We start from the raw sequence: 15,049 nt of genomic DNA, 5'->3' as shown, positions 1-15,049 counted from the left end.
AACAAATATGTCGACTGAAATCCGTGTCCCGACCCTGGGCGAAAGCGTATCTGAAGCCACTATTGGTCAGTGGTACAAGAAGGTTGGTGACACCGTCACCGCCGATGAACCGCTCGTGGAACTCGAAACCGATAAGGTCACTATCGAAGTGCCCGCACCGGCTTCGGGCGTGCTTGAAGCTATTGTTGCAGAAAGCGGCGCGACAGTGGACGTTGGCGCTCTGCTCGGCGCGATTGGCGTGGGCTCTGGTGCTGCAGTTTCAGCTCCGGCTGCAGCAGCCGCACCGACTCCTGCAAAGAGCGAAGTTCCAGCGGCCAATGCCGCCGGTCCAGAGCCTGTTAAGCCAGCAGAGGCTGCAACTGACCGTGCACCGACCCCATCTGCTCAGAAGATGATCAACGAAAAGGGCCTCGACGCAGGCTCAATCGCTGGTTCCGGCAAGGCCGGTCAGGTTCTGAAGGAAGACGTGTTGGCTTCGCTGGCGCGCCCTGCTGCTGTGGCCGCCGCGTCTGCTGCTGCACCGGCTCCTGCTGCTGCACCACGCGCACCTTCCAATCCAGATGATGCGGCCGGCGAAGAACGCGTGAAGATGACACGCCTGCGCCAGACCATCGCCCGTCGTCTTAAGGATGCACAGAACACGGCCGCTATGCTGACCACTTTCAACGAAGTGGACATGCAGCCTGTTATGGACATGCGCGCACGCTACAAGGACCTCTTTGAGAAGAAGCATGGCGTAAAGCTCGGCTTCATGGGCTTCTTCACCAAGGCCGTCGTGCAGGCTCTCAAGGAAATCCCAGCTGTAAATGCTGAGATCGACGGCGATGAGCTGATCTACAAGAAGTATGCCCACATTGGCGTTGCCGTTGGCACCGACAAGGGCCTGGTGGTTCCTGTTGTTCGTAACGCGGATCAGATGTCGATTGCTGAAATCGAAAAGGAAATCGGCAACCTCGGCAAGAAGGCCCGCGACGGGCAGCTGTCGATGGCAGACATGCAGGGCGGCACTTTCACCATCTCCAACGGTGGTGTTTATGGCTCGCTGATGTCGACCCCGATCCTGAACGCACCGCAGTCCGGTATTCTGGGCATGCACAAGATTCAGGAACGTCCAGTTGTGGTTGGCGGTCAGATCGTCATCCGTCCGATGATGTACCTCGCGCTTAGCTACGATCACCGAATTGTTGATGGTAAGGAAGCCGTGACTTTCCTCGTTCGCGTCAAGGAAAGCTTGGAATCCCCAGAGCGTCTCGTTCTCGACCTCTAAAAGGTCACAATTGCGCTTTCAAAAGGCCCGCTTCGGCGGGCCTTTTTCGTGTGTGTTGCCGGACCGCGGTTGAGTAGTTTTGGAGATAATTTTGCGACGGTTTGTATTGTGTGTCGCCGCACTATCCTTGTTTCCCTTTACGATTTCCGCTCAGGAACAAGCCAGCAACACGCCACTAATCGGCGAGTTGATGGCATTCCATGGCTCGAAGGCTATCGTCGATGCCATGACGACCCATTGCTACGAAAATACCGGCCTCGACCCGATCTATAAGGACGCGGCGGCCAATTGGTATCTGCGCAACATCAGCTATTTGGATCTGGCGGATCGGGTCATCACGCGCCTTGGGGGCGCTGCTGAAGGGCAACAACAAGCTGCTGAAACCTATGGCGGCAGCCAGATCATGTCGGCCTTCAATCAGGCCGGTGACAAGGATGTGTTCTGCAAAACATTCTTAGAGCAGGTGCAGAGTGGCACCCTCGATATCGATAAACAGCTGCCCAGTGTCTTGAAGCAGGCACAAGAAATTTCCGCAGGTTGAACCAAACGCGCTTTATCGGCGTAGTATCCTGACATCGCAGGAGGGTACTATGTCGATAGAGTTGACTTATCTCGTTTGGAGCGCCGGGCTGGCGCTGGCCTATTTGTTCGTGCAGTCAACGTTTTATCGGCTTGATTATGGCGTGGATTACGCCAACAGCCAGCGCGATGAACATGTGCCCCCGCCGAGCAAGCTTAACGCTAGAGCGCAAAAGGCCCTCGCCAATTTCCTCGAAACTTATGCTGTCTTTGTGGCCCTCGCCATTGCGACCGAAGTTTCAGGCCGCAGTGACGGCTTGACCCAGTGGGGCGCTCATTTGTGGTTCTGGGCACGTTGCGCCTATCTGCCGGCCTATTTCATTGACGTAAAGCAATTGCGCTCAATGATCTGGGTCGTGTCTTTAATTGGCCTGATCTTGATGTTCGTCGGCGTTGCTTTCTAAACTGCCATGCTAAACGGGCAGGGGCACTTGACCATGCTGGCGTTGTGATGGGACGTTGGCTCGTATAACCCTTGTCGTGGCCGTTTGAAGGGCGGGTTGATGAGCTTTCCGTGGTTTGAATTCGCAGGCCTCATGTTGGCCTTCGGTATCAACGCCGTTATTCCCGGCGCGGATTTCGCTATGGTTCTACGCCAAGCCGTAGTTCACAACCGCCGCGCCGCGCTCTTCACATCCGCTGGTATCGCCGCATCCATTCTGGTCCATGGCACCTATACGCTTCTGGGCGTTGGTTTGATCGTTGGGCAGTCTTTGCTGTTGTTCAACGTTTTGAAGTGGGCAGGCGTCGCTTATCTCGTTTGGCTCGCTATTTCGGCCCTACGCAGTCCGCCGCCCAAAGCGCCAGAAATTGGCGCGAACGATGGTGCAGCGACGAGCGATATTGGCGCGTTTGCCTTGGGTTTTTTGACCAATCTTCTTAACCCCAAGGCGGTACTGTTTTTCTTGGCTCTCTTCACGTCCTTAGTCTCGGTCCGTACGGGTTTTGAGACCAAGGTTTTCTACGTGGGAAGTATGAGCCTAATGCTTTTTACCTGGTTCGCATTGGTGTCGTTTTTCTTTACGACAGCCAGTGTTCGACAGGGCTTTTACCGTGTCGGCCGGTGGTTCAATCGGGTTACCGGCATAACCTTCCTTGCGCTGGCGTTTCGAGTCGCCATCGCGCAGCAGCGCTGAACTCATTGAGGCTTAAACAATGGCAGACCAATTCGACCTTACCATCATCGGTTCGGGCCCCGGCGGGTATGTGTGCGCGATCCGCGCCGCTCAGCTTGGTATGAAGGTGGCCGTTGTCGAGAAATGGCAAACCCTCGGCGGGACGTGCCTCAACATCGGCTGCATCCCATCGAAGGCGCTGTTGCACGCCTCTGAGCTTTTCGAAGAAGCGAACCACAATTTTAAGGCGCTCGGCATCGATATTTCGACGCCGAAGCTGAACTTACCTCAGATGATGAACCACAAGGCTGATGTGGTGTCGTCCAACGTTGGTGGCGTTGAGTATCTCTTCAAGAAAAACAAGATCACCGTATTCCGCGGAATTGGCTCAATCCCTGCTGCGGGCAAGGTGCTGGTCACGCCGCAGTCTGGTGCTCAGACTGAAATTCTGACGAAGAACATTGTGATCGCTACCGGATCGGTCTCGGCAAACCTGCCGGGCATCGAGATCGACGAAGAAACCGTCGTCACCTCCACAGGCGCGCTTGAACTTCAGGCTGTGCCGAACAAGCTCGTGGTGATTGGTGCTGGTGTTATTGGCCTAGAACTCGGCTCTGTGTGGATGCGTCTTGGCGCTCAGGTGACCGTTGTTGAATATCTCGACCGTATTCTGCCGGGTATGGACAGCGAAGTCGCGCGCCAGTTCCAGCGGATGCTGCAGAAGCAGGGTATGGAATTCAAGCTGTCGAGCAAGGTCGCTGGTGTTGATCGCGAGGAAGATGGCTCGATCAAGGTTCGTGTTGAACCAGCACAGGGCGGGGCAGCAGAAGTGCTGGCTGCTGACGTTGCATTGGTTGCCATCGGTCGTAAGGCGAACACCGAGGGGCTTGGCCTCGATATCGTCGGTGTTGCCGTTGATGAACGCGGCCGTGTTCAAGTGGATGGCCATTACAAGAGCTCGGTCGATGGCATCTATGCAATCGGCGACGTCATTGCTGGCCCAATGCTGGCACATAAGGCGGAAGACGAGGGCATTGCTGTTGCCGAAATCCTGTCCGGTCAGGCCGGCCACGTGAACTATGCAGCTATCCCGGGTGTGGTTTACACCAATCCGGAAGTGGCGACCGTCGGCAAGACGGAAGATGAGCTCAAGGCTGAAGGCGTCGATTACAAGATCGGCAAGTTCCCCTTCACCGCCAATGGTCGTGCCAAGGCGATGATGTCGACGCAGGGCTTCGTCAAAATTCTTGCTGACGTGGAAACTGACCGCGTGCTTGGCGCGCATATCATCGGCAAGAACGCTGGCGAGATGATCCATGAGCTCGTAACGCTCATGGAATTCTCCGGCGCATCGGAAGATCTCGCGCGTACAACGCACGCGCATCCGACGCTTTCGGAGGCGATCCGCGAAGCCGCGCTTTCGCTCGGTGACGGCGCAATTCATATTTAAAGTTTCGCGCTACAATTTGCCCTTTGAGCCTCCAAGCCTATGCGGTTTGGAGGCTTTTTGTTTGTTGCTAGAGATTTAGTCGTCATACAAATTCTGCAACTTGTCTGTTGACTCGGTTTTTCCACTTCCATACAAGTTGTTCCAGTATCGTCTTGCATACTAGATGATATGGGCGGTAAACGTCCGGGCTCGATATGAGGATACGAGTCTAAAAGCACCTTGGGAGGTTCTATATGTTCCATATGCAGAAGAAGGCTATTCTGGCCTTCGTTGTCTCCAGCCTGATGGTTTCAGCTGCTAGCGCACAGACTGTGTTGCGCTCGTCCGATACCCATCCTGATGGCTACCCAACCGTTGAAGGCGTAAAGAAGTTCGGCGAACTTCTTTCGGAAAAGACCGGCGGGAAGTATAGCGTAGAAGTGTTCCACTCGGCGCAATTGGGTGGTGAAGCTGATACCATCGAGCAGACGCAGTTCGGTGTCATCGACATGAACCGCATCTCCATTGGCGCTTTCAATACACAGGTTCCAGAAGCGACCGTCACTCAGCTTCCTTATATTTTCCGCTCCACTGAGCACTTCCACAACGTTCTGGACGGCCCAATCGGCGAAGAAATTCTCGCAGCCTTCGAGAAGGTGGACGTTATTGCGTTGAACTTCTACGACGGTGGCGCGCGTTCGTTCTACAACAGCTCCAAGCCGATCACTTCCCCGGCCGATATGTCCGGCATGAAGTTCCGCGTGATGCAGTCGGACATCTTCGTTGACATGGTTGGCGCTCTCGGCGGTAACGCTACGCCAATGCCATATGGTGAAGTGTACTCCAGCATTCAGACCGGCGTTATCGACGGTGCTGAAAACAATTACCCCAGCTATGACACTGCCGGTCACGCTGAAGTTGCTAAGTTCTTCTCGCTCGACGAACACCTGATGGTTCCAGAAGTACTGGTCGTTTCCAAGGTAGTTTGGGACGGACTGGACGCAGAGACCCAGCAGGCCATGCGCGAAGCTGCCAAGGAATCTGTCGCTTACCAGCGTGAACTCTGGCAGGCGAAGGAAGTTGAATCCAAGGCTGCTGTCGAAGCGCTCGGTGCCACCATCAACGAAGTTGATAAGGCCCCATTCATCGAAGCGATGAAGCCTGTCTACGATAAGTACGTTACCGATCCAAAGCTGCAGGATCTGGTTGCCCGCATTCAGGCAACCGAGGGCTAAAACCCGTACGCACCGGGCTCGCAAAGGTCGCGAGCCCGGCTTCCACCCTGCGGAGGAAATCTTATGAAAACTTGGCTCCCCACTTTCAGCACGCTGCTGAGAGGGCTCTCGACTGCCGCGCTGTGGCTTGCTGGTATTGGCATTGTCGTCATGACGGCCATCGTCTTCTATCAGGTCTTTATGCGCTACGTGATGAATTCGTCGCCGCCTTGGACGGAAGCGACCGCGATCATGTTGATGAGCTGGACGATTTTCCTGGGCGCAGCCGTTGGCGTTCGCGAAAACTTCCATATGGGTTTTGACGTTTTGATCTATGTTTTGCCACCAGCCGCCAAGGGTGTGCTGCGGGCGATCAGCGACGTTGCGGTTTTCGCATTCGCTTCAGGCATGATCTACTACGGCGCACTTTTGGCCATTCGTGGCTGGACGGTGACCATTCCCGTTCTGCATGTGCCGCAGACCATGACCTACCTCCCTGTCGTTATTTCGGGTGTTCTGATGTGCCTGTTCTCGCTTGAGCGCCTCTTGCGGCGCTGGGCCGGTGAACCCATCGATGAACCCGTTTCTGAACTCGTGACCGAGGCCTAAACACCATGGAATACTGGATCCTTTTCGGTGTTTTCACCGCGCTTATGTTGGTCGGTACACCAATCGCCTTCTGTCTGGGCATCGCAAGCTTTGCGACCGTTCTCTATCTGGGACGCCCGGCGATGGTGGTGTTTCAGCAGCTCAACTCGGGGCTAGCGGGCTTTACGCTTCTGGCTATTCCGTTCTTCATCTTCGCCGGCGATCTGATGATGCGGGGAGGCATTGCGGCACGCATTATCGCCTTCGCGGGGGCGGTGATCGGGCACGTGCGCGGTGGCCTCGGCCAAGTCAATGTGGCGGCTTCGACTTTGTTCGGCGGTATTTCTGGCTCAGCCGTCGCGGAAGCGGCTGCGGTTGGCGGGATCATGATCCCGCAAATGAAGGAACGTGGCTACGGTGCTGACTATGCGGTGAACGTCACCTCAATGGCGGCTTTGATCGCTCTGTTGCTGCCGCCGTCGCACAATATGATCATTTACTCGCTCTCGGGCGGTGGTCGCATCTCGATTGCGGATCTGTTCACTGCCGGCATTATTCCGGGCCTCTTGCTCGCCGTTGCGCTGATGATCACGGCTTACCTCGTGGCTGTGAAGCGCGGGTACCCGACTGAGCCATTTCCTGGTTTCCGTAAGGCCTTCCAGTATTTCCTCATTTCCATCCCCGGCCTGATGCTGATTGTCATCATCTTTGGCGGCGTGCGTTCGGGCATGTTCACGGCGACGGAAAGCTCGTGCATCGCGGTGATTTATGCGCTGCTTGTGACGCTGTTCGTCTATCGTAGCCTGAGCTGGGGTGAGTTTGTTCACGCTGTGCTGGGGGCTGTGCGCACGACCTCGATGGTGTTGTTCATCATTGGTGCCGCAGCCTCGTTTGGTTGGCTGATGGCTTACCTGCGCGTTGCTCCGATCTTGACGGACTTGATCTCAAACATCACCCAAGACCCGCTCATGGTGCTGCTGCTGATCAACATCGTCTTGCTGCTGCTCGGCACCTTTATGGACATGGGTCCGCTGATCATCATCACCACACCGATCTTCCTACCGATGGTTACGGCCTTTGGTGTGAACCCGGTGCACTTCGGGGTGATCATGATCCTCAACCTAGGCATTGGCTTGAATACCCCGCCCCTTGGACCGGTGCAGTTTGTCGCCGCGGCGGTGGGCAAGATAACGGTCTGGGAAGCGATGAAGAGCATTTGGCCCTTCTATCTGGCTGGTCTGATTGTCTTGGGTCTCGTTACGTACATTCCGGCGCTGTCGCTTTGGCTCCCAAGCCTGTTCCGGTGATGTCATGGCTTTGCAAGAAGCGGGCGCCGAGCGCGCCCGCAAACCCAAGCTTGCGTCAGTGGTCGCAGAGACGTTGCGGCAAAGAATTGGAGCCGGGGAGTTTGTTCCTGGCGCCAAGCTTCCCAGTGAAGCCAAGCTGACAAGTGTTTTTGGCGTTAGCCGCACGGTCATCCGTGAAGCCATTGCTGCTCTGGCCGCTGATGGAATCGTTGAACCTCGGCAGGGTGCAGGGCTCTACGTCATGGCCAACGCTGCCTCGACGTTCGGTGCCTTGGGTGGTGCCGGAACGCACAAAATCTCGGTCGCCCTCAACGTTCTTGAAGTGCGTATGGGGATCGAGATTGAGGCGGCCGGCTTGGCGGCGGTTCGCCGTAGCTCGAGCCAAGAAGCAGAGATGCGGGAAACGTTCAATGAGTTCGGGCGTCTTCTGGAGCAAGGGACACCAACCGGGCGCACGGATTTCGCATTTCACCGATCCATCGCGTCCGCAACCAACAACCCTTTCTATCTTGAGGTGCTGGAGGCGCTCGGTAGCCGAACCATACCCTGCGATGTTGCCTCTCCCTGGGGCACAGAGAGCGTACTGACTTACGACTATCAAGCCGGATTGCACGAAGAGCATCGCGCCATCCTGAACGCGATTTGCGACCAAAACCAAGACGCCGCGCGTGAGGCCATGCGCGACCACCTATCTCGCAGCCAGCAGCGCTATCGCCAGCGGTTGGACGAACAGAACTAAGTGAGGACTGTCATGAGCACTGAGTACGAAATTCGCTTTGCTATCGATCCGATTGCCGCATCGGTAATGGGCACTGAGGAGCTACGCGACACCTTCTTGGTTGAAGACCTGTTTGAACCGGACACGGTGCGTTGGGTATACACACACTATGATCGTATGGCCGTCGGTAGCGCAGTGCCCGCGGGCGGCCCCCTGGCGCTCTTGCCCATTAAGCCGACGGGCACGGAAAACTTCCTAGATCGCCGCGAGCTGATTGCCGTTAATATTGGCGCACCAGGCACAATCGTCGTCGATGGCGAAAACCACGCGGTTGGGTCGCGCGACATGCTCTACATTGGCATGGGCAACAAAGACGTCCAGTTCGCGGGAGAGGGCGCAAAGTTCTATCTCCTCAGCGCACCAGCCCACGCGTCCTATCCGACAAAACTGTTGCAGCAGTCCGGCGCTAAACGTTTGGAAGCAGGCGCTGCGGATACCGCCAATGAGCGGACAATCTTCCAATACGTCAATGCTGACAGTGTGAAGACCTGCCAGCTTGTCGTCGGTCTTACCCAATTCGCGCCCGGCTCTGTGTGGAACACCATGCCCGCTCACGTGCATGACCGCCGCATGGAGGCCTATCTCTATTTCGACCTCAAGCCGGATGCTTTTGTCATTCACCTGATGGGCGAGCCAGAAGAAACCCGCCATCTCATCGTTCGCAACGAAGAGGCTGTTATCTCGCCGCCTTGGTCCATCCATTCCGGCGCAGGCACGGGCGCTTACACCTTCATCTGGGCGATGGCGGGCGACAATGTCGATTACACCGACATTGAAAAGGTAGAGATGGGAGATCTCTACTAATGGATCTGTCTGCGTTTAGCCTCTCGGGCAAGACCGTGATGGTGACTGGTGCCAACACCGGTATTGGTCAGGGCATTGCGCTCAGCATTGGCCGGGCGGGAGGCCGCGTTATTGGTGTTGGGCGTTCCAGCATGGATGAGACGGCGTCCATTATGGAGGCTCAGGGTTCGGGATTCATCGCCGTTCAATCTGACCTGAGCTCACCCAGTGCCGCGCAGGCTATGTTCGATGCAGTTTGGGGGGAGCATGGCCCAATCCATGGCTTGGTCAACAATGCCGGGATCATCAAGCGCGTTGATGCAGTCGACTTCTCGGAAGAGGACTGGGACAGCGTCATGGATGTAAATCTTAAGACGGTGTTTTTCCTCTGCCAGTCGCTGGGGCGCAAAGCCCTTGCCGAGGGGCGACAAGCGCGGATCGTCAACATCGCGTCGATGCTCAGCTATCAGGGCGGTATCCGCGTTGCGAGCTACACGGCATCCAAGTCAGGCGTGATGGGCATCACCAAGCTTTTGGCCAATGAATGGGCGGCCAAGGGCATCAATGTGAATGCTATCGCGCCCGGTTATATCGAGACCAATAACACTGAAGCGCTGCGCAATGATCCGGACCGGTCGGCATCGATCTTGGGGCGTATTCCAGCAGGTCGTTGGGGTGTGTCGTCGGACATTGGCGATGCAGCGGTTTTTCTTTTGGCACCGGCTTCCAATTACATGCATGGGGCGACGATCCCCGTGGATGGCGGCTGGCTAGCGAGGTAACGACATGAGCCAACAAGCGTTTTTTGCTCAGCCAAACGTCAGTGAATGGATTGAATTGTCGCCCGGCAATACGCGCCGTGTGCTGATCCATACCGCTGAAATGATGCAGGTCGAATTTGGCTTCGAAAAAGGGGCTGTCGGCGCATTGCATAGTCACCCGCATATTCAGGTGAGCTATGTCGCCGAAGGTTCCTTTGAGGTGACGATCGACGGCAAAACCGAAATCGTGGGGCAGGGGGGCAGCTTTATTGTGCCTTCTGGCTTGGTGCACGGCGTCGTCGCGCTTGAGAAGGGGCGGCTGGTTGATGTGTTCACGCCGCACCGCGCTGATTTTCTGTAAGCGATCCGCTGTGAACACTTGTGCCAAAACGATGGGTGAGACAGAGGACATGCGGTCCCGTACAGTGGCCGCAGATTCTTCCGTCCCCCCACAGGCTGGCCATGCTGCTTATTGCATTCTATATCGCCATTACCGCCGAAGCCATGACAGCGGCGCTCGCTGCGGGTCGTCGGAACATGGATTGGTTTGGCGTGTGCCTCATCGCCTGTGTCACCGCGCTTGGCGGGGGCAGCATGCGGGACGTTCTAATCGGCCACTATCCACTCACCTGGGTCGCGAACCCTTATTTGCTGCTACTGGTGTGTGGGGCAGCTTTGCTGACCATCCCATTGGCGCGCGTCGTCGATCGGTTGAAGTGGCCCTTCCTGGCGCTCGACGCGTTCGGTCTGGTGGTCTTTTCGATCATTGGCTGCAACATTGCGATGGAACTCGACCTGCATCCGATGATCATCATCGTCTCGGGTATCATCACCGGGATCGTGGGCGGTATTCTGCGCGACGTGCTGTGCAACGATATTCCACTGGTGTTCCAAGGCGAGCTTTATGCGACCGTTTCGCTGATCACGGGCGCGCTCTACTATGCCGGGCTCATGCTGAACTTCTCACCGGATCTGACAGCGGCGGTCGCCATCGCGGTGGGCTTTACGCTGCGTATGCTGGCTTTGACCTTGAAATGGGAAATGCCGCGCTTCGTGTACGACAGGCAAATGCGCAAGTAGCGCAGCGCAACCGAGCGACCAGCGCTCGTTCATTACCATCACATATCGAGCCAGATCCCCGCGCGCGGCAGCATCCGCACGCGGGTGTTTGTGCGCGCCTATCACATTCAAGAACAATCGAATTTATGGAGCCTTAAGTGCGACAGACATGGAGATGGTTTGGTCCGAAGGATTTGACCAGCATCGATGACATCACCCAAGCTGGCGCCGAAGGCGTGGTCAGTGCGCTGCACCACGTTCCCAATGGTGTCGTCTGGACGAAGGAAGAGATCGCCAAACGCCATTCGGAAATTTCTACGCGTAAGGACGGTTCTGCTTCCGGGCTCACTTGGGATGTAGTCGAAAGTCTTCCTGTTACCGAGGACATGAAAAAGCAGAAGGGCGATTGGCGGGAGCATATCGCCAATTACAAAATCTCGATGCGCAACCTCGCTGACAGCGGCATTGAGACGATTTGCTACAATTTCATGCCGGTTCTGGATTGGACGAGGACCGATCTGCGCTGGCAGGTTGCGCATGGCGGCTCCTGCATGCGTTTCGATATCGCCGATTTTGCCGCTTTTGATATTCATATCCTCAAGCGCCCTGGCGCACCGGCGGACTTCACCAATGCCATTGCCGATGAGGCAGGGCGTCGGTTTGAAGCGATGTCGGAAGACGACAAGAAGCAGCTCGCACGCAACGTCACCATGGGCCTGCCAGGCTCAACGGAGTCGATGTCGCTCGAAGACGTACAAGCGCACCTCAATGAATATGGTGCGATCAGTCGCGATCAGCTCCGCCAGCACTTTATCCACTTCCTTGAAGAAGTGGTGCCAACAGCGGAAGACCTCGGCTTACGGCTGTGCTGCCATCCTGATGATCCGCCGTTCGCTTTGCTCGGCTTGCCACGCATTATGTCGACGGCTGAGGACTACAAATACATTCTCGACGCGGTGGATAGCCCAGCGAATGGCATGACGTTCTGTACGGGGTCCCTAGGGGCGCGTCCTGACAATGATCTGCCAGCCATCGTTGAGCAATTCGCCGGAAAAATCCACTTCCTGCACCTGCGTAACGTCAAGCGTGACAATGACGACATCATGGGCTCGTTCTATGAGGCCGAGCATTTGGGGGGCGATACGGACATGGTTGCGGTTATCGCGGCTGTGATCAAGGAAGAGCGCCGCCGCAAGGCTGTGGGTCGCAAGGATTGGCAGATCCCGATGCGTCCGGATCATGGTCAGGATATTTTGGACGACCTCGGTCGCCGGGCGCAGCCGGGCTATCCCACTATTGGTCGTATGAAGGGCTTGGCGGAGCTGCGTGGCGTGTTCACGGCGCTGGAGCACGGCGCGTTCGGGCTTAAGTAAGCCGATAAGCGCTAGGAATAAGAAAGGGCTGGATCATCGATCCAGCCCTTTGTGTTTAGTCTTCGAGAAGGTAACCGCCAGCGCGGCTGGGGAGGACTTCCTTGCCCACGATCTTGGCGATGGAGGCACCTGCTGGCACATACTTGGCCATGACGCGGGACAGCACAAAGCCATCAGCACTGGTGGTGATTGGCGTGCGGGCGATAAAGGCCTCGGGGCCGTCCATGGCGATGAGATCGGCGATCACGTCGCCCTTCTTGACCTCGTCACCCAGCTCGACGCGATAGGCGAGAAGGCCCGGGCGGTCTGTGCGCAGAACCTCTGTCGCTTCAAACGGCACGAAAGGGGGTGCTGGGGTGGCGGGATCAACAGTGTCGCTGATCAAGCCGCGATCACAGAAGAAGCTATAAAGACCATTAGCGTCCTTGCTACCGATGTGATCGAACACGTCGGCTTGGCCGCGATATTCGAGGGTCGCGGTTTCAGCGGCCATCGGGATCGGCAGGCCTGGATTGGCGGCCTGTGCCTTACGATAAAGGTTCGGCAGCACTTCGTCGAAAGAGCCGCCGCCGCTGTCTTCAGCGGTCAGCGTTGCCGCCACACCCATACGATTTGCCAAAGCTTGAAGGCCGGTCATCTCGGGGGAGGTGAAGATGTGTTGGAGACTATCGTCATCGCAATGCAGGTCGAGCACGATGTCAGCGTCATGCGCGGACTTCATGACCAGAACCCGCAGCTTCTGGTTTGCGGTGAGTGGGATCTGGCTGTCGAGCCATTCACCAACTGCAGCACGCAAAGTTTTGACGTTCTCAGCGCCGCTCGTTCCGAGCTTGCCAGCGACTTTGTCCGCAATCGCCGGATAAAGGTCTGGCCAACGGCGGTTGAAGTTGATGCCACTGCCGAGATCATAGCGACCGATGTGACGGCGCAGGACGCGCGTGTCGAGACCGAGCGGATTGACCGACGGGAAAATTACAAAGCGTGCGTTGAGCTTTCCGTTGGCGTCAGCATCACGCAGCATGGGCAGCAGGTGATGGAGCGCCATGGTGCCGGGCTGTTCATCGGCATGCATGGCCGCTTGAAGATGCACCTTGGTCTCGGCGGTTTCAGGACCGACGGTGTACCAATAAAGCGTGGTTGAGTGGCCAGGCGCATCGCCGGCCACGACTGTGGAGTGCTGCTGGAAAGTCATGTTCTTAGCGGAACCATTTGGGCGCAAAACGAAGGCCCGGCTGGGAGGGGAGGTGGCGCATGAGGCGCTGATAAATCACGCCAAAGATGGCGAAGATAACCAGCGAGACAGCGAGGAAGATAACGGCTGCTGCCGAAAAATGGAGGAAGGCGTTGAAGTCGCGTTCGACAAAATCCTTGGCGGTGAGCATGAGCTCACGCTGACCGCTCAGCACAGGCACGGCGAAATAGACAATGGCTGTCGCGTGGAACAGGAACACCACTTCATTGGTATATGCGGGCCAAGCGAAGCGGATCATGTTCGGCCATATGACGCGACGGAACTGCTGGGAACGGCTCATGCCATAAGCGCGCGCGGCTTCAATCGCGCCCTTGGGAACGGCTCGCAAAGCGCCGTAGAAAATCTCGGCGGTGTAAGCAGCGGTGTTGATGGTCAGGACCAGCGGCGCAATAAACAGCGGGTGCAGCACAAAACCGGAAATGCCCAAAGGACGCCAGACGCTCAGGTTCAGTGACAGCGCCAGAGAATAGAACATGAAGAACTGGATGAAGAGCGGCGAACCTCGGAAGGCGTAGATAAAGCCGCGCGACAAATGGTTGATCAGCTTATTGGGGGAGGCTTTTCCAAGTGCGAGAAGCACCGCGAACCCGAAGCCAAGTGGGATCGATGCGGCAGCAAAGTACAGATTGTACAATACAGCCGGGGCCATCACGATCACGTCGTCGATGAATTCCTGGATCATGCTGCCACCTCGCTGAGAATCCCACGACCAGCCTTGCGCATAATCGCTTCAAACACGCGTTCGGAAACCCATGTAACCAGGATGTAGAAGAGGAAGAGGACGAGGTAATACCGCCAGCGCCAATCGTCGTGGACTAACCCTACAGCGGGCAGGAAATTTGGCGCACCCAAACGATCAGCCCAGAGCACGATATCGGCAATCTGCAGGAGCGAGAGCAGCGAGGTTGCTTTGACGAGCAACAGCCAGACGTTCGAGAGGCCGGGCAGGGCATAGACCCACATCTGGCGGACATGCACGCGCCACAACACCTGGCTTGAGGACATGCCAAAGGCACGCGCCGCTTCAAGCTGGCCATGGGGCACGGAGCGCATCGCCCCGTGAATGACGTTGGTCGCGAACGCGCCATAGACGAGGCCAAGGGAAACGCTAGCGAGCAGCAGGTATTCGGTGGTGCCCAGGAACCAGTTAGCTTCCTTACACGGAGGCCAAGGTGCGTTCTGCGCGGCGATCATGTCGGCGCTACACACTTGGGTCGAGATGAACCACTCTACGCCCTGCTCGAACGCGAGCGGGAAGAAGAGGAAGAAGAGGATGTCTGGGACGCCGCGAACGATAGCGGAGTAGGTGGACCCGATCAGACGGAGCGGTAGAAAGCGCGAGCTTTTCAGCGTCGCGCCAGTTAGCCCGAAGACAACAGCAAGCGCCCCACCGAGCAGGGCTGCAATAACGGTAAACTGAAAGCTGGCGTACCAGGTCATGTGCTTACCGTTGGTGAGGTAGGCGACCCAGAATGCAAAGTCTTCGAACATATGGGAATCTCTAAAAGGCCTTTCCCGATGGCGGGAAAGGCCGATGTTGGGCT

17 protein-coding genes are annotated in these 15,049 nt (G+C 56.8%); 14 read left to right on the top strand and 3 right to left on the bottom strand.

The window, feature by feature from the left end; all coding sequences use genetic code 11:
• Positions 1 to 7: 7 nt before the first annotated feature.
• The 14 genes from odhB (at position 8) to uxuA (ending at position 12,253) form a co-directional block, all read left to right on the top strand.
• The gene (gene odhB / locus H4N61_RS13455) at positions 8 to 1,267 is read left to right on the top strand and encodes a 2-oxoglutarate dehydrogenase complex dihydrolipoyllysine-residue succinyltransferase (RefSeq protein ID WP_182394255.1); all 1,260 of its coding nucleotides are present in this window, start codon (positions 8 to 10) and stop codon (positions 1,265 to 1,267) included.
• A gap of 91 nt (positions 1,268 to 1,358) precedes the next feature.
• The gene (locus tag H4N61_RS13450; RefSeq protein WP_169195760.1) at positions 1,359 to 1,808 is read left to right on the top strand and encodes a hypothetical protein; all 450 of its coding nucleotides are present in this window, start codon (positions 1,359 to 1,361) and stop codon (positions 1,806 to 1,808) included.
• Between the two features lie 49 nt (positions 1,809 to 1,857).
• The gene (locus H4N61_RS13445) at positions 1,858 to 2,250 is read left to right on the top strand and encodes an MAPEG family protein (RefSeq protein ID WP_182394254.1); all 393 of its coding nucleotides are present in this window, start codon (positions 1,858 to 1,860) and stop codon (positions 2,248 to 2,250) included.
• Positions 2,251 to 2,349: 99 nt separating this feature from the next.
• Positions 2,350 to 2,982 (top strand): LysE family transporter, encoded by a 633-nt coding sequence (locus tag H4N61_RS13440; protein ID WP_182394253.1) that lies wholly within the window; start codon positions 2,350 to 2,352, stop codon positions 2,980 to 2,982.
• A 19-nt stretch (positions 2,983 to 3,001) separates the two neighbouring features.
• On the top strand, positions 3,002 to 4,411 hold the full coding sequence (gene lpdA, locus H4N61_RS13435; protein WP_182394252.1) for a dihydrolipoyl dehydrogenase: 1,410 nt from the start codon (positions 3,002 to 3,004) through the stop codon (positions 4,409 to 4,411).
• 233 nt (positions 4,412 to 4,644) lie between these two features.
• Positions 4,645 to 5,625 carry a TRAP transporter substrate-binding protein gene (locus tag H4N61_RS13430; RefSeq protein WP_199368532.1) on the top strand — a complete coding sequence of 327 codons (981 nt, stop codon included), beginning with the start codon at positions 4,645 to 4,647 and terminating at the stop codon, positions 5,623 to 5,625.
• Between the two features lie 63 nt (positions 5,626 to 5,688).
• Complete coding sequence (locus tag H4N61_RS13425) at positions 5,689 to 6,213, top strand: TRAP transporter small permease (RefSeq protein ID WP_182394251.1); 525 nt, start codon at positions 5,689 to 5,691, stop codon at positions 6,211 to 6,213.
• A 5-nt stretch (positions 6,214 to 6,218) separates the two neighbouring features.
• The gene (locus H4N61_RS13420; RefSeq protein WP_182394250.1) at positions 6,219 to 7,499 is read left to right on the top strand and encodes a TRAP transporter large permease; all 1,281 of its coding nucleotides are present in this window, start codon (positions 6,219 to 6,221) and stop codon (positions 7,497 to 7,499) included.
• Positions 7,500 to 7,503: 4 nt separating this feature from the next.
• Positions 7,504 to 8,238, top strand: a complete 735-nt coding sequence (locus tag H4N61_RS13415; protein ID WP_182394249.1) for a FadR/GntR family transcriptional regulator — start codon at positions 7,504 to 7,506, stop codon at positions 8,236 to 8,238.
• A 12-nt stretch (positions 8,239 to 8,250) separates the two neighbouring features.
• Positions 8,251 to 9,081 carry a 5-dehydro-4-deoxy-D-glucuronate isomerase gene (kduI, locus tag H4N61_RS13410; RefSeq protein ID WP_182394248.1) on the top strand — a complete coding sequence of 277 codons (831 nt, stop codon included), beginning with the start codon at positions 8,251 to 8,253 and terminating at the stop codon, positions 9,079 to 9,081.
• Positions 9,081 to 9,842: a 2-dehydro-3-deoxy-D-gluconate 5-dehydrogenase KduD gene (gene kduD / locus H4N61_RS13405; protein ID WP_182394247.1), complete on the top strand. Its 762-nt coding sequence runs from the start codon at positions 9,081 to 9,083 to the stop codon at positions 9,840 to 9,842. Before kduI ends, kduD begins: the two co-directional genes overlap by 1 nt.
• Positions 9,843 to 9,846: 4 nt before the next feature.
• Positions 9,847 to 10,182, top strand: coding sequence for a cupin domain-containing protein (locus H4N61_RS13400; protein WP_182394246.1), 336 nt, complete (start codon positions 9,847 to 9,849; stop codon positions 10,180 to 10,182).
• Positions 10,183 to 10,283: 101 nt separating this feature from the next.
• On the top strand, positions 10,284 to 10,901 hold the full coding sequence (locus H4N61_RS13395; RefSeq protein ID WP_182394245.1) for a trimeric intracellular cation channel family protein: 618 nt from the start codon (positions 10,284 to 10,286) through the stop codon (positions 10,899 to 10,901).
• Positions 10,902 to 11,038: 137 nt separating this feature from the next.
• The gene (uxuA, locus tag H4N61_RS13390; protein WP_182394244.1) at positions 11,039 to 12,253 is read left to right on the top strand and encodes a mannonate dehydratase; all 1,215 of its coding nucleotides are present in this window, start codon (positions 11,039 to 11,041) and stop codon (positions 12,251 to 12,253) included.
• 55 nt (positions 12,254 to 12,308) lie between these two features.
• Here uxuA and H4N61_RS13385 read toward each other — a convergent pair whose 3' ends face one another.
• From H4N61_RS13385 to H4N61_RS13375, 3 genes are read right to left on the bottom strand one after another with little or no spacing between them, the layout of a single operon-like run.
• Positions 12,309 to 13,445: a succinylglutamate desuccinylase/aspartoacylase family protein gene (locus tag H4N61_RS13385; protein ID WP_182394243.1), complete on the bottom strand. Its 1,137-nt coding sequence runs from the start codon at positions 13,443 to 13,445 to the stop codon at positions 12,309 to 12,311.
• A gap of 4 nt (positions 13,446 to 13,449) precedes the next feature.
• Positions 13,450 to 14,187 (bottom strand): ABC transporter permease subunit, encoded by a 738-nt coding sequence (locus tag H4N61_RS13380; RefSeq protein WP_182394242.1) that lies wholly within the window; start codon positions 14,185 to 14,187, stop codon positions 13,450 to 13,452.
• Positions 14,184 to 14,996, bottom strand: a complete 813-nt coding sequence (locus tag H4N61_RS13375) for an ABC transporter permease subunit (RefSeq protein ID WP_169195746.1) — start codon at positions 14,994 to 14,996, stop codon at positions 14,184 to 14,186. The genes H4N61_RS13380 and H4N61_RS13375 overlap by 4 nt, the downstream gene beginning before the upstream one ends.
• Positions 14,997 to 15,049: the final 53 nt, after the last annotated feature.

The sequence above is a fragment of the Devosia sp. MC521 genome (assembly GCF_014127105.1).
In the GTDB taxonomy this organism is placed as follows: Bacteria; Pseudomonadota; Alphaproteobacteria; order Rhizobiales; family Devosiaceae; genus Devosia.
This window is presented reverse-complemented; position numbering and strand designations above follow the sequence as displayed.

Bases quoted from the DNA above. Each gene is read 5' to 3' on its own strand.
- odhB (WP_182394255.1), top strand. From the start codon at position 8: ATGTCGACTGAAATCCGTGTCCCGACCCTGGGCGAAAGCGTATCTGAA.
- H4N61_RS13445 (WP_182394254.1), top strand. From the start codon at position 1,858: ATGTCGATAGAGTTGACTTATCTCGTTTGGAGCGCCGGGCTGGCGCTG.
- H4N61_RS13440 (WP_182394253.1), top strand. From the start codon at position 2,350: ATGAGCTTTCCGTGGTTTGAATTCGCAGGCCTCATGTTGGCCTTCGGT.
- lpdA (WP_182394252.1), top strand. From the start codon at position 3,002: ATGGCAGACCAATTCGACCTTACCATCATCGGTTCGGGCCCCGGCGGG.
- H4N61_RS13430 (WP_199368532.1), top strand. From the start codon at position 4,645: ATGTTCCATATGCAGAAGAAGGCTATTCTGGCCTTCGTTGTCTCCAGC.
- H4N61_RS13425 (WP_182394251.1), top strand. From the start codon at position 5,689: ATGAAAACTTGGCTCCCCACTTTCAGCACGCTGCTGAGAGGGCTCTCG.
- H4N61_RS13420 (WP_182394250.1), top strand. From the start codon at position 6,219: ATGGAATACTGGATCCTTTTCGGTGTTTTCACCGCGCTTATGTTGGTC.
- H4N61_RS13415 (WP_182394249.1), top strand. From the start codon at position 7,504: ATGGCTTTGCAAGAAGCGGGCGCCGAGCGCGCCCGCAAACCCAAGCTT.
- kduI (WP_182394248.1), top strand. From the start codon at position 8,251: ATGAGCACTGAGTACGAAATTCGCTTTGCTATCGATCCGATTGCCGCA.
- kduD (WP_182394247.1), top strand. From the start codon at position 9,081: ATGGATCTGTCTGCGTTTAGCCTCTCGGGCAAGACCGTGATGGTGACT.
- H4N61_RS13400 (WP_182394246.1), top strand. From the start codon at position 9,847: ATGAGCCAACAAGCGTTTTTTGCTCAGCCAAACGTCAGTGAATGGATT.
- H4N61_RS13395 (WP_182394245.1), top strand. From the start codon at position 10,284: ATGCTGCTTATTGCATTCTATATCGCCATTACCGCCGAAGCCATGACA.
- H4N61_RS13385 (WP_182394243.1), bottom strand. From the start codon at position 13,445: ATGACTTTCCAGCAGCACTCCACAGTCGTGGCCGGCGATGCGCCTGGC.
- H4N61_RS13380 (WP_182394242.1), bottom strand. From the start codon at position 14,187: ATGATCCAGGAATTCATCGACGACGTGATCGTGATGGCCCCGGCTGTA.
- H4N61_RS13375 (WP_169195746.1), bottom strand. From the start codon at position 14,996: ATGTTCGAAGACTTTGCATTCTGGGTCGCCTACCTCACCAACGGTAAG.